Annotated in this window: 7 protein-coding genes; 2 read left to right on the forward strand and 5 right to left on the reverse strand. The window is 59.9% G+C overall.

From position 1 onward, the window contains the following. The first annotated feature begins 7 nt into the window (after positions 1-7). Positions 8-2,722 carry an autotransporter outer membrane beta-barrel domain-containing protein gene (locus JOE34_RS19280; protein ID WP_209996468.1) on the forward strand — a complete coding sequence of 905 codons (2,715 nt, stop codon included), beginning with the start codon at positions 8-10 and terminating at the stop codon, positions 2,720-2,722. A gap of 30 nt (positions 2,723-2,752) precedes the next feature. Here the strand turns inward: JOE34_RS19280 and glgB are convergent, their stop codons facing one another. The 3 genes from glgB to JOE34_RS19295 are packed head-to-tail and all read right to left on the reverse strand — an operon-like array spanning position 2,753 to position 10,339. Then, on the reverse strand, positions 2,753-4,978 hold the full coding sequence (gene glgB / locus JOE34_RS19285) for a 1,4-alpha-glucan branching protein GlgB (protein ID WP_209996469.1): 2,226 nt from the start codon (positions 4,976-4,978) through the stop codon (positions 2,753-2,755). Beyond that, positions 4,975-8,301 carry a maltose alpha-D-glucosyltransferase gene (gene treS / locus JOE34_RS19290; protein ID WP_099314655.1) on the reverse strand — a complete coding sequence of 1,109 codons (3,327 nt, stop codon included), beginning with the start codon at positions 8,299-8,301 and terminating at the stop codon, positions 4,975-4,977. Before treS ends, glgB begins: the two co-directional genes overlap by 4 nt. A 19-nt stretch (positions 8,302-8,320) precedes the next feature. Then, positions 8,321-10,339, reverse strand: coding sequence for an alpha-1,4-glucan--maltose-1-phosphate maltosyltransferase (locus tag JOE34_RS19295; protein ID WP_016568091.1), 2,019 nt, complete (start codon positions 10,337-10,339; stop codon positions 8,321-8,323). A gap of 294 nt (positions 10,340-10,633) precedes the next feature. Here JOE34_RS19295 and JOE34_RS19300 point away from each other — a divergent pair, with 294 nt between their 5' ends. After that, positions 10,634-10,792, forward strand: coding sequence for a hypothetical protein (locus JOE34_RS19300; protein WP_080397618.1), 159 nt, complete (start codon positions 10,634-10,636; stop codon positions 10,790-10,792). Positions 10,793-10,840: 48 nt separating this feature from the next. Here the strand turns inward: JOE34_RS19300 and JOE34_RS19305 are convergent, their stop codons facing one another. Beyond that, on the reverse strand, positions 10,841-11,587 hold the full coding sequence (locus tag JOE34_RS19305; protein WP_003420703.1) for an SDR family oxidoreductase: 747 nt from the start codon (positions 11,585-11,587) through the stop codon (positions 10,841-10,843). A 110-nt stretch (positions 11,588-11,697) separates the two neighbouring features. Beyond that, on the reverse strand, positions 11,698-13,809 hold the full coding sequence (locus tag JOE34_RS19310; protein WP_024665495.1) for a bifunctional diguanylate cyclase/phosphodiesterase: 2,112 nt from the start codon (positions 13,807-13,809) through the stop codon (positions 11,698-11,700). Positions 13,810-13,829: the final 20 nt, after the last annotated feature.

Here is a 13,829-nt window from a genome sequence, read left to right on the forward strand (position 1 = left end):
TGCTGTCATGAAAATCCGTTGTGTCCATTTTTATCAGACCTGCAACGTGCTGCCGGTGGTGATACTGGCAATTATCCCTTCCTGGGCCGAAGGCGCCTGCAGCCTTTCCTCCTTGCCATCGGCGGGTACTCAGGTCTGTGACGGCGGTGGCAGCGGGCCGTTTAGCGCGCTCAACGGCGACCACGTGCTGATCTTCCCGCTGGGCGGAACGGGCACCGTGTCCGGCAATGTCCTGTTCGGTCCGGGAATGGACCGCGTGGACATGCAGTCGGGGCGCATTCTGGGCAACGTAATCCAAGGGGCGGGGATTGACCGCTTCACCCTCTCTGCGGGTGAGGTCAGCGGCGATCTGAACCAAGGCGATGATTCCGACGACTTTGTCATGAGCGGCGGCACGCTGGGCGCTCTGGCCCAAGGTGATGGGCGGGATACCTTCCTCATGACCGGCGGCACCCTCACCCGCGCGTTCGAGGATGGCGACGTTGCAGTGATGACCGGGGGCAGCATCGGTCGCGTGGACATGAAGCTGGACAACAATGTATTCGAGATGTCCGGTGGCACCATCATCAACAATCTTGTCACCGGCTTTGGCCGGGACACGATTACCTTGTCGGGCGGCGTTGTTGGCGGCAATGTCAGCGTCAGTGGCGGTGACGACCTGGTCACCCTCAGTGGCGGCGAGATTCGTGGCGAAGTGCGCACCAGCGTTGGCAATGACAATTTCAACTGGCTGAACGGCGGTTACGCACGCAGCAACGTGCTGATGGCCGATAGCAATGATACGGCGCGCCTTTACAACCTGAGCGAATACTACCTGAGCGCCAACCCGCTGCTCGACGGCGGCCCGGGCAACGACCTGTTGACCTTCGATAACACCGTATCATCACAGCCGGGTCGCTATGCCAACTGGGAAACGGTCAACGTGAGCAACGGCTCGCAGCTGAATCTGGCCGGCACGCTGGTACTCGGCGACAGCGTGAGTGACACCGGCGTTCTGAACATCGATGCCGCCAGTACGCTGACCTCGACCTCGGGCAGCATTGCGCCGTTCAGCGCCGGTTCCCTTGCCTCACTGGAGAATGCCGGAACGCTGGACGTCAGCGATGCAGGCCGTTCGCTCACTGGCACATTGACGGTGACCGGCAATTACACCGGCCAGAACGGGCGACTGCTGTTGCTATCGGCACTGGGCGATGATGCATCCGCCAGCGACCGACTGGTCGTGGCACAGGGTCGAATCAGCGGTTCTACACGCATGATCGTCAGCAACTCGGGTGGGCTGGGCGCCCTGACCCGCGGCAATGGCATCGAAGTGGTACAAGCCATCAACGGAGCAACCAGCGAAAGCAGTGCCTTTTCGTTGCAAAACCCGCTGTCTGCAGGTGCTTATCAGTATTACCTGTTCAAGGGCGGCGCGACTGCCGGCTCTGAGAACAGCTGGTTCCTGCGCTCCGCGGTGATTGCCCCGCCAGCTCCTGCTCCTGCTCCTGCTCCTGCTCCTGCCGAGCCCACCCCAGAACCTGCGCAGCCGACTCCACTGCCAACACCTGTTCCTGTTCCTGTTCCCGAGCCTACACCTACACCTCAGCCTGAGCCTGCTCCCGAACCTGCACCACAACCTGTACCTGACCCTCCCCCAAACCCTGCACCCGAGCCCGAGCCCGAGCCGAACAGCCCACCCCCTGTCACGCCAGCAGCCACACTGCCAGTCCCCGCGATAGGAACCCCGCCACTGCCTGAACCCGTTCGCGGAGCCGCGCCCATCGCGCTGTACCGGCCCGAGGTCGCCAACTACTCCGTGGTGGCTCCCGCCGCTGCGGTCCTGGCCCTGAGCTCACTGGGCACCTTTCATGAACGTCAGGGGGATCAAGCCCTGCTAACGCAAAACGGCACGACGTCGGCAGGTTGGGCACGCGTGTTCGGCAGCGACTTCAGGCAACGCTGGTCGGGAGACGTGAGTCCTGGCCTGGACGCTTCATTCAAGGGTTATCAGATAGGCCATGACCTGTATGTTTGGCAACAGGACAGCGGGCAGACTCAGCGCGTCGGCCTGTTCGTCGCGCATAACCGTCTGGACGGCAAGGTGAAGGGTTTTGCAGAGGGTTTCAGCGACTACCGGACAGGGCATCTGAAACTGCAGGGCGAGAGCCTGGGCGCCTACTGGACGCTGACCACACCGAATGGCGGATACGTCGACGCAGTGGCGATGGGCACACGCCTGGATGGCCGCAGCCGCTCTGTCAGGGGCATCGGTGTCGACACTGAAGGCCACGTCATGAGCCTGTCTGTCGAGACAGGTTATCCGCTGCCGCTGTCACAGCGCTGGGTTGCAGAGCCCCAGTTACAGTTCATCTACCAACGCGTAGACCTGCAGGATCAGGATGACGGCATTGCCCATCTCGGGTTCGACAGTCAGGCTTACACCACAGGGCGCATCGGCGTGCGTTTCAAGGGACACTATCAAGTGAGCAGCGTACCGATAGAGCCTTATCTGCGCGCCAACCTCTGGCACACCAAAGACGGCCATGACACGCTGACCTTCGATCACGCAGAGCAGATAAGAACCGCGCATCGGTCAACGACGGGCAGTATTGGCGCAGGGATGGTAGCGACATTGAGCAGCAACGCCAGCCTGCACTGGAGCGCTGATTACCTGGGCGATCTGGGCGAGCATGGAGCGGAGGGAGTGAACACCAGCCTGGGGTTCAGGCTGGTGTGGTAGGGCGACCGTCAGCGCGGGGACGCGACTTGGTCAGTCTTTCTTCGGTTTGAGGATGAGCACCGCGAGTGGTGGCAGATTCAGCACCAGCAAATCCTCCATCCCATGCGCCGGCTCGGCTTCAGTCATGACCTCGCCACCATTGCCAAAGTTGGAGCCTGCATAGGTTTCCGCGTCACTGTTCAGCAACTCCGTCCATGCACCTCGCATCGGTGCGCCAAGGCGGTAGTCCATGCGCGGCACTGGAGTCATGTTGGCGACCACCAGCAGCGGCTCGCCGTCGTAACTCCAGCGCAGGTACGCAAACACGCTGTTGGCACTGTCATCGCCGACCAGCCACTGGAAGCCGGCAGGGTCTGCATCGCGCTCGTGAAGCGCTTTTTCCTCTCGATAGAGGCGGTTCAGATCGCCGACCAGGTTCTTCACGCCCACGTGCTCGGCATATTGCATCAAGTACCAGTCCAGCTCCCTGTCGTGATTCCACTCGCGCCATTGGCCGAATTCGCAGCCCATGAACAGCAGCTTCTTGCCGGGGTGCGTCCACATGAAGGACAGATAAGCGCGCAGGTTGGCGAATTTCTGCCAGCGGTCACCCGGCATCTTGTCGATCAGCGAATGTTTGCCGTGTACCACTTCGTCGTGGGAAATAGGCAGTACAAAACGCTCGGACCACGCATACACCAGGCTGAAGGTCAGCATGCCATGGTGATGCCCACGGTTGATCGGGTCCTCTTCCATGTAATGCAGCGAGTCATGCATCCAGCCCATGTTCCACTTGTAATTGAAGCCAAGCCCACCCTGCTGGGTCGGCTCGCTGACACCCGGCCAGGCGGTCGACTCTTCGGCAATCACCATGGTCCCAGGGGCTTCCAGTGCAACCACGTCGTTCAAATGACGCAGGAAGTCGATGGCCTCGAGGTTTTCGCGGCCGCCGAAGCGATTCGTCACCCATTCGCCTGCATTACGCGAATAGTCGCGGTACAGCATCGACGCTACCGCATCCACGCGCAGACCGTCGATGTGGTAATGCTTGAGCCAGTGCAGTGCCGAGGCCAGCATGAAGCCATGAACCTCGGTGCGTCCCAGGTTGTAGATCAGGGTGTTCCAGTCCTGATGGAAGCCTTCCTTAGGGTCGGCGTACTCGTACAGGCAAGTACCGTCGAACTGCGCCAGACCATGAGTATCGGTCGGGAAATGCGCCGGAACCCAGTCAAGAATGACGCCGATTTCAGCGCGGTGACAGGCGTCGACGAAGAAGGCGAAATCTTCCGGCGAACCGTAACGGGCAGTGGGCGCGAACTGGGCCAGCAGTTGATAGCCCCATGAACCACCGAACGGGTGCTCCATGATCGGCATCAGCTCGATGTGCGTGAAGCCAAGTTCCTTGACGTAAGGAATCAGTCGATCAGCCAGTTCACGCCAGTTGTACTGCCGCCATTGATTGTCGTCGACCTGCTCCATTTGCCAGGAGCCGGCGTGCAACTCGTAGATTGATAACGGTGCAGTGACTTCGTGACGGTCCGCCCTTGATTTCAGCCACTCCTGGTCACTCCACTCGAACTGCAACGGCGCAGAGATCTTCGACGCGGTATCGGGCGGTAGTGTGGTGGCCAGAGCCATCGGGTCGCTTTTCAGCGGCAGAATCCCGTGAGCACCGAGAATCTCGTACTTGTAGACCTCACCGGGCTGCAGACGCGGGACGAAAATCTCCCATACCCCGGTCGGGTGGCGCATGCGCATCGGATGGCGACGGCCATCCCAACTGTTGAAGCTGCCAACCACCGAAACACGACGCGCATTGGGCGCCCAGACCGCAAAACGTACACCGTCCACGCCATCGACGCTGGTGACCTGCGCGCCCAGACAGCTGCTCAGGTCGCGATGATTACCCTCGGCAAACAGGTAGAGGTCCATCTCGCCCAGCAGCGGGCCAAAGCTGTAGGGGTCCTCGGTGATCTGTTCACCACCGGCCCAGTTGATTTTCAGCAGGTAAGGCTGCGGATGCTCGAGGTGGCCGACGAAAAACCCCGGCACTTCGCTCATTTCCATCTCGCCCAGTTCGCGACCGTCATCCCTGGCCAGCAGGCGGACACTCAAGGCTGCGGGCAGATAGGCGCGGACGTACTGCCCGCTGCCGCCATCGCCATGCGGGCCGAGTACAGAGAACGGGTCACGGTGTTCAGCACGGATCAGCGCGTCGAGGTCCACAGCAGCGGGAATCGCGCGGTGGCGCGTGCCGGCTTTATCAGGCGCATTCATATTGACTCTCCATCAGACGATTGCAGCAGTCCACGCAAGCCTTGCAAGGGAACGGCCAGCCAGGCTGGACGGTTCTCGGCTTCGTAGATCACTTCATAAGCAGCTTTTTCAAGGGTGAACAGCTCGAGTGCAGCGTCCTCCCCTTTCGCATCTTTCCAGGCATGGGCAATGCCGGTGGTCGCCGAGCGATAACCCTCGATAAAGGTTTCCCGCGCTTGCGCCAGGTAGGTATCGGCCACACGTTTGCGCGCATCGGCCGCCTCGGGCGACGTGTCGACGCTTTGCGCACTGCGTACAGCCATCGCCGCAGCGTAGTCGAAGGAGCGCAGGACACCGCTGACATCCTTGAACGGGCTGTGCTTGGCACGGCGCTCTTCAAGTGCGCGGGCAGGCTCACCCTCGAAATCGATCAGGTAGGCATCACCTTTGACCACCAGCACTTGCCCCAGATGCAGATCGCCATGCACACGAATGCGCAGGCCACCGGCGGAGCGCTTGGCCAGGCCTTCGACGCGCTGACGGATCTGCTTGCGCTGCGCGAGCAAGTCCTTGACCAGTTGCTGATCGTCCTTCTCCAGTTCGCCCATGCGCTGTTCCAGCAATTGCAAGGCGCGCTCGAGCTGAGCGTTGATGCTGGCCCCGGAGGCCTTACTGTCCTGGCTGCTGGTGACCTCAACGGCAAAATCCGCATTGTCAGTGGGCGACGCGAGGATCTGATGCATCTCACCCAGGCGCTGACCAAGACTGCGCGAGAAGTCCGCGAGTTCGAGCAATGCGTTGTAATGCTGTTCCTGGCCGGAAACACCATGTGCCAGCTCGTCGCGTACCGCACGCTCGAGATTGTTCTGGGTCCACTCCCACGCATCGCCCTGATTGCTCAAATACCCTTGGGCGATCATCAGTAGATTGGGCTGACCGTCATTGCCGACGCGTACCAGAGAGCCCAGCAGCGGTGAAATGTTCTTGAAGCCGGCCTGGGTAAGGAACGCGCCCATTTCCAGCTCGGGATGTGTCCCGGCGCTGACTTTGCGAATCAGCTTGAGCACCAGGCTGCTGCCCACCACTACCGAACTGTTCGATTGCTCGGCAGACAGGTAGCGCACTTCCGACTCGGCGTTCAGGCCGAGGGGTGCCAGCTGTGAGCTTTGCTCGAAACGCAACTCGCCGTCGGCACAGGGTATGACCGTATCCGACTGCATGCCCTGAATCACGGCACGGATGAAGGTTTCCAGGGTGAATGCATCCGTGATCAACCCGACATCGCGGTTGCGACGTACTCGGGCCAGTGCCAGCTGCTGCGGCAATGCACTGCTGATATCGTCTTCGGCCAGCAAGCCGAACGGCAGTTGATAGCGATCGGTCTGCCCGCCGGCAGTGACTTCTATCTCGCTGAGCAGTACCGGATGCGCTTCATCGCCGAAGCGCACGGCGTAGGCAATGCTGACCTTCTCGATTGCCTTGTCCTTGCCCGCGAACCAGCGCCGTTTAGGCAGGTAAACCGCCAGCGAAGTGTTTTCCATGGTGCTGCGCAGTGGCTCTTCGAGCAACTCTTCCAGACGCTTCTTGAGCACCAGAGTCGGGAAGTCCGGCATGCTCTGCGCGGGTTCAACGTGCCAACTGGGCATTTGATTCTCCGAAGCCAGTAAAAACCAGTAAAAGCCGTACGGCGGCAGCGTCAGCAGGTAGCTTAACTGGCCGATAGGCGGGAATGCGCTGCCGCCGAGCATTTCCACCGGCACCGTGCCTGCATAGGCAGACAACTCAAGCTCTGCAGCCTGGGCGGCGCTGGAAACGTTGGCGACACACAACACCACTTCACTGTGTCCGTCAGGTGCTGTGTATTCGCGGGTATAAGCAAGAATGCGGCGGTTCGACGGCGAGAGCATTTTCAGCGTGCCACGCCCGAAGGCCTTCTGCTGTTTGCGCACGGCGAGCATGCGCCGGTTCCAGTTCAGCAGCGAATGCGGGTCACGTTCCTGGATTTCGACGTTGACCGACTGAAAGCCATACATCGGGTCCATGATCGGTGGCAACACCAGACTGGCCGGATCGGCACGCGAAAAACCGCCGTTGCGGTCGATGGACCACTGCATGGGCGTGCGCACACCGTCCCGGTCGCCCAGGTAGATGTTATCGCCCATGCCGATCTCATCGCCGTAATACAGCGTCGGTGTGCCGGGCATCGACAACAGCATGCTGTTGAGCAACTCCACCCGGCGACGGTCGCGATCCACCAGGGGTGCCAGGCGCCGACGGATGCCCAGGTTGATCCGTGCACGGCGGTCGGCCGCGTAGTAATTCCACAGATAGTCACGCTCACGATCGGTGACCATTTCCAGGGTCAGCTCATCGTGGTTGCGCAGGAAAATCGCCCACTGGCAGTTTTCCGGGATTTCCGGCGTCTGCCGCAAAATATCGGTGATCGGAAAACGATCTTCCTGGGCCAGCGCCATGTACATGCGTGGCATCAATGGAAAGTGAAAAGCCATATGACATTCATCGCCATCCGGGCCTTTGCTGTCGCCAAAATACAGCTGGGTGTCTTCCGGCCATTGATTGGCCTCGGCCAGCAGCATCCGGTCCGGGTAGTTCGCGTCGATCTCGGCACGAATGCGCTTGAGCACCTGATGGGTTTCCGGCAGGTTCTCGTTGTTGGTTCCGTCCCGCTCGATGAGGTACGGGATGGCATCCAGACGCAAACCGTCGATACCCAGATCCAGCCAGAAGCGCATGACTTCCAGAACCGCATCCAGCACGTGCGGATTGTCGAAATTCAGGTCCGGCTGGTGGGAGTAGAAACGGTGCCAGAAGTACTGACCGGCAACCGGGTCCCAGGTCCAGTTGGACGTTTCGGTATCGAGAAAGATGATCCGCGTGCCGTCGTACTTCTGATCAGTGTCCGACCACACATAGAAATCCCGCGCCTTGGAACCGGGCTTGGCATTGCGGGCTTTCTGGAACCATGGATGCTGGTCGGACGTGTGGTTGATGACCAGCTCGCTGATCACTCGCAGGCCGCGCTTGTGTGCCTGGGCGATGAAACGCTTGGCGTCGGCCATGGTGCCGTAGTCGCTGTGCACGTCGCGGTATTCGGAAATGTCGTAGCCATCGTCCCGGCGCGGCGACGGATAGAACGGCAACAACCAGATGGTGTTGACGCCCAGCGCAGCAATGTAGTCGAGCTTTTCGATCAAGCCTGCGAAATCGCCGATTCCGTCGTTATTGGAATCAAAGAACGATTTCACGTGAACCTGATAAATCACCGCATCCTTGTACCAGAGCGGGTCTTTGATAAATGTCGCGTCACCGGGCTTTTTGGCCATTATTGACTCCTCGGGAGTGTTATTGCGCGGCCTGGATACGCCAGATTCCAAACGGTTGAGCTGGATCGAGACGCGTGTGCTGGTACTTGCCGTACCAGGTCCAGCGGTGACCGGTCATCAGGTCTTCACCCGACGTAGCGGCGTCATCTGGCAGGCCCATTTCCCACAGCGGCAACTCGAAATCCGCTTCCTGTGCGTTGTATGGGTCGAGGTTGATGGCAACCAGAATGAAGTTGCTGCCGTCCGCCGAGCGCTTGCCGAAATACAGGATGTTGTCGTTCCACGCGTTGTACAGCTTCAGACCCAGGTGCGTTTGCAGCGCAGGGTTCTGCCGACGAATGCGGTTGAGTTGAGCGATTTCGGCAATGATGTTGCCCGGTGCCGCGTAATCGCGAACCCGAATCTCGTACTTCTCCGAGTCCAGATACTCTTCCTTGCCGGGAATCGGTGCCGCTTCGCAGAGTTCGAACCCCGAATACATACCCCACAGCCCGGACCCCATAGTGGCCAGTGCCGCCCGGATCAGAAAGCCGGGACGCCCGGACTCGTGCAGGAAGCGCGGGTTGATGTCAGGCGTGTTGACAAAGAAATTCGGACGATAACAGTCGCGCCAAGGGACTTCATTGAGCTGGGTGAAATACTCGGACAGTTCCGCCTTGGTGTTGCGCCAGGTGAAATAGGTGTAACTCTGGCTGTAACCGACCTTGCCCAGCCGCGCCATCATTGCCGGCTTGGTAAAGGCTTCGGCCAGGAACATTACCTCAGGGTGCTGACTGCGTACTTCGCCGATCATCCACTGCCAGAACGGCAGCGGTTTGGTGTGCGGGTTGTCGACACGGAAGATTTTCACGCCTTCGTTGACCCAGCCCAGAACGATGTCGCGCAACTCCGTCCACAGGCCGGGGATGGCGTCTGGTGCGTAGAAGTCGACGTTGACGATGTCCTGATACTTTTTCGGCGGGTTTTCCGCATAACGGATCGTGCCGTCCGGACGCCACGAGAACCAGCCCGGATGCTGCTTGAGCCACGGGTGATCCTGGGAACACTGGATGGCGAAATCCAGCGCGATTTCCAAGCCATGGTCGGCTGCAGCTTTCACAAGGTTACGGAAATCTTCACGACTGCCCAGCTGTGGGTGAATGGCTTCATGGCCCCCATCCTCGCTGCCGATTGCATAAGGGCTGCCCGGATCATCGGGGCCTGCGGTCAGGGAGTTGTTCGGGCCCTTGCGGTGGGCGCGGCCGATAGGATGAATCGGCGGAAAATACAGCACGTCAAAGCCCATGTCGCGAATGGTCGGCAGACGCGAATGGACGTCGTTGAACGTACCGTGGCGCGCCGGATCGTCGGTCATCGAACGGGGAAACAGCTCGTACCAGCTGGCAAACTGTGCCAGCTCACGCTCGACGTCCAGTGGGAACTCGACGCTGCGGCTGAGGAAGGCCTGATTGTCGGCCAGCTTCATCAGGCTGGCGGTTTCGCTGTGCAACAGCAGCGCGACTTTCTCGTCTTTATCGCCCTGTTCAAGCTGGCCCAGGAGACTTTCGATCTGCTGACGCTGCTCGTTCTGGCTGCGCTCGGCGGCGTGCACCAGATGAATGCGGCCCTCTTCCAGTTCCAGATCGACAGGAACGCCGGCGCCGAACTTCTTCTCCAGCTCATAACGATAGCTGCCGAACTGATCGATCCAGGCTTCGAGGCGAAACACATGGCGGCTGACCGAGGTCGGGGTGAATTCACCAACCCAGCTGTCATTGCCCAGCTCGCGCATTGGCGCGCTGTGCCAGTGTTCTTCATCGGCAGCACGCCAGCGGATATTGACCGCCATCTTGTCGTGCCCATCGGCATAGACCTTGCTGGTCACGGTAACCGGTTGCCCGATGATCGCCTTGGCCGCGAACAAGCCACCGTCAATCACCGGCAACGTGTCTTCAATCACGATGCGGGGTAATTGCAGCGCCTGGGTCAGTGATAGCGGAAGGGTTGCTTGCGGGACATCGGTGGCCAGGGAATCCGGACCGTATGGCTGTTCATTCATCGAGCATCACTCCTCACGCCCCAGGGACGCTCCTGTGCATTCCATGCAATGGAAAAATTGACGGTATGGCAGCGTACGATCGCACTGTGCTGGCGACTCGTCTATTTCCGCTGACTAGGTTCCGAGCGGTCAACGAGGGTAAAGTTCAAAGGTTTTGAGGATGTTTGCTGGTCGTGCGCAGAGATAAAGCAGTCATCGAGCGGATCAACGGGGTGACTGTGGCGGGAAGTAAATCAATTGAATCATCGGCCACGCCGGGCGGTCGTAAACAGGGTCGACAAGGAGGCAGCAACCATGACCTTACCCAACCCGGTAGAAGTACCCGATCCAAACATCGATGACCCCGCCCTGCCCAATCCAGTGCCCGAAAAGGAGCCGCCGCCATCCACACCGCCACCCAATGAGAAGCCAGTTGGCGACCCGCCCGCCAATGCGCCCCCGGTCACGGTGTGACGACTCAGTAAGCGGGATCTGAAGGCGTCTGCCCGACCATGGACGCCTTCAGCGCCCTCCCGCCACATCGATGAACGTTCCCGTGGCGTAAGACGCATTGTCCGACAGCAACCAGAGAATGGCTTCGGCCACTTCCTCGGCCGTACCGCCACGGCCCATGGGCAATGCCCCTTCAAGCTTGCTGACGCGGAACGGATCGCCGCTCAGGGCGTGAAAGTCGGTGAAGATGAACCCCGGACGTACCGCGTTGACGCGAACGTTTTCCGCCGCGACCTCTTTGGAGAGCCCGATGGTGAAGGTGTCCAGCGCTCCTTTGGATGCTGCATAGTCGACGTACTCGCCTGCCGAGCCCAGGCGTGCCGCGAGTGACGATACGTTGACGATGCTGCCGCCTTGCCCCCCGTGTGCCGGCAACATGCGCAACAAGGCGTGTTTGCTGCACAGCATCGGGCCAACGACGTTGTTCATCATCATCTTCAACAGGCGAAATTCCGACATGTCCTCGACTCTCGAAGCCTGCGCCAGGGTGCCCGCGTTATTGACCAAATGGGTGACACGACCGAGTTCGGAGTCGACCCTGGCAAACAGCCGCATGATCTCGTCTTCATTGCTGACGTCGGCCTGCACGGTGATCGCCTTGGCGCCCATCGCTCTCACCTGGCCTGCGGTCTTTTCGGCAGCGGTATGATCCGACAGGTAGTTGATGCAGATCCGATAACCCTGTGAGGCGGCCAGACGCGCTGTGGCAGCGCCGATCCCGCGCGAACCACCGGTGATAATGAGGACTTTTTCCATGGAGTGTCTCGTTTTTTCAAAGGCCGACATCAGGACCCAGTCAACCTTCGCAGGTTAACCAGCCGGTTCGGATCGTGACAGCCTTTACCGTCAAGCGCCATCTGCGCGCTTCAGAAAGCCGCTTGCCCGGTATCGGACGCATCCACTGCAGCTTTCGCTTCGGCGGCGCGGATTTCTTCGAGAAACTGCTGGGCTGGCAACGGATAACCCAGCAGGAAGCCTTGCAGCGAGTGACACCCCAAATGAGTCAGGAAGCGCTGCTGAACAGCGGTTTCAACGCCTTCGGCGACTATTCGCAGATTCAACGCCTGCCCTACCGCGACGATGGCCGAGACGATGGCGGCGTCGTCGGTGTCATGCTCCAGGTCGCGGACAAAGCCTCGATCAATCTTGATTTCATTGGCGGGTAGTCGTTTCAGGTACATCAGACTGGAATAACCGGTGCCAAAATCATCGATCGACAGGTCCACGCCCATCTCCGAAAGCCTTCTCAACACCGCCAGGCTGGCATCCGCATCATGCATCGCCGTGGTTTCGGTGATTTCCAGAGTCAGGCAGTTAGCCGGCAACTGATGCCGGGCCAGTGTGTCCGCCACTGCCGTGACCAGCCCGGAATGACAGAACTGCAAGGCTGAAAGGTTGACTGCAATACGCCAGTGCGAGTAACCCTGGGTGTACCACTCACGCATTTGCCGACAGGCTTCATCCAGTACCCACTCGCCGATCTGAATGATCAGGCCGGTTTTCTCCGCCATGGAAATGAACAGGTCCGGCCCCAGAACACCCTGTTCCGGGTGGTTCCAGCGCAGCAACGCTTCTGCGCCTACGGGCAGCCCGGTCACGGCGTCGAACTTGGGCTGGTAATAGATACAGAACTGCCGATGTTTGATCGCCCTGTGCAAATCCTGCGACATCTGCAGCTGATTGCGGGCGTTGCTGTTCATCGACGCATCGAAAAAGCTGTAGCCGTTCTTGCCGGCAGCCTTGGTGTGGTACATGGCCGCGTCGGCATTGATCAGAAGCTCATGCTGGGTGCTACCGTTGCCCGGGTACATGCAGATGCCGATGCTCAGAGATATCTGCAACTGATGTTCGCCAATGTTGAACGGCGTGCCGACTTCGCTGACCTGTCGTCTTGCCACGGCCAATGCATCTTCAGCATGTTGAAGCTCCACCAGCAGGACAAACTCGTCGCCGCCGACCCTGGCCAGCGTATCGCGTCGATGCAGACTGTTGCGAAGACGCAAAGCGACCTGCCGCAACAGCAAGTCGCCGATATGGTGGCCGAACGCATCATTGACCGGCTTGAAGCCATCGAGGTCCATGAACATCAGCGCAAAGCAACCACCCGTCTCAACTGCCCTTTTCATGGCCCGATCGATGCGTTCCGTCAACAGCGCCCGGTTTGGCAAACCGGTCAGGTTGTCGTGCAGGGCCAGGTGGGTCAGTTCCAGATTGGCCTCCGTCAGGGAATCGGCCAGCACGGCGGTACGTGTTTCCAGATGGGAGTCGAGAATACAGCTGAACAGTGCAATTCCCAGAATCGACAGGCTGGCGACCAGTACGATTCGGTCCAGCCCGTTACTGCTCAGCCCTTGCGGCAGCGCACCGCAAAAGCTGCCATCGGCAAAATTCGCAGCGGCCATGCCGGTGTAATGCATGCCGATGACAGCCAGCCCCAGCAACAGCGCCGCCGAGGCGCGTAGCAGGTAGACCCTGGGGCGCTGCTGGCGAAGATGGAAGGCTATGCGCAATGCTGCCGCAGACGCAGCGATAGCAATGACCACAGAAAGCACGAACAGCCACGGCGTATATTGAATGCCAGGCTGCATGCGCATTGCAGCCATGCCGGTGTAGTGCATGGCGCTGATGCCAAGCCCCAGCAACACCGCACCCAGGCTCAGTTGCAGCGCGGGCAATCTAGGCTGGGTGGCGAGCCACAGGGCGAACCCTGAAAAGCCGATGGCGATCAACAGCGAAAGCAGCACCAGTGGCACGTCGTAGCCCAGGTCGATGGGCAATACGAACGCCAGCATACCGATGAAATGTGTCGACCAGGTGCCAACGCCCATCGCGATAGCGCCGCCCGCAGTCCATAAGTGGACAGCACGGCCCCTGGCCGAAACGATGCGGCCCACCAGATCGAGGGCCGTATACGCGGCAAGAATAGCGACGAGAATCGAGATAACGACGAGTGAAGGGATGTAGCTGCCAATCAACATAAACGCACCTGGAAACCAAT

The sequence above is a fragment of the Pseudomonas sp. PvP028 genome (genome assembly GCF_017832255.1).
Classification (GTDB): Bacteria; Pseudomonadota; Gammaproteobacteria; order Pseudomonadales; family Pseudomonadaceae; genus Aquipseudomonas; species Aquipseudomonas syringae.

Bases quoted from the DNA above. Each gene is read 5' to 3' on its own strand.
- JOE34_RS19295 (WP_016568091.1), bottom strand. From the start codon at position 10,339: ATGAATGAACAGCCATACGGTCCGGATTCCCTGGCCACCGATGTCCCG.
- JOE34_RS19300 (WP_080397618.1), top strand. From the start codon at position 10,634: ATGACCTTACCCAACCCGGTAGAAGTACCCGATCCAAACATCGATGAC.
- treS (WP_099314655.1), bottom strand. From the start codon at position 8,301: ATGGCCAAAAAGCCCGGTGACGCGACATTTATCAAAGACCCGCTCTGG.
- JOE34_RS19305 (WP_003420703.1), bottom strand. From the start codon at position 11,587: ATGGAAAAAGTCCTCATTATCACCGGTGGTTCGCGCGGGATCGGCGCT.
- glgB (WP_209996469.1), bottom strand. From the start codon at position 4,978: ATGAATGCGCCTGATAAAGCCGGCACGCGCCACCGCGCGATTCCCGCT.
- JOE34_RS19280 (WP_209996468.1), top strand. From the start codon at position 8: ATGAAAATCCGTTGTGTCCATTTTTATCAGACCTGCAACGTGCTGCCG.
- JOE34_RS19310 (WP_024665495.1), bottom strand. From the start codon at position 13,809: ATGTTGATTGGCAGCTACATCCCTTCACTCGTCGTTATCTCGATTCTC.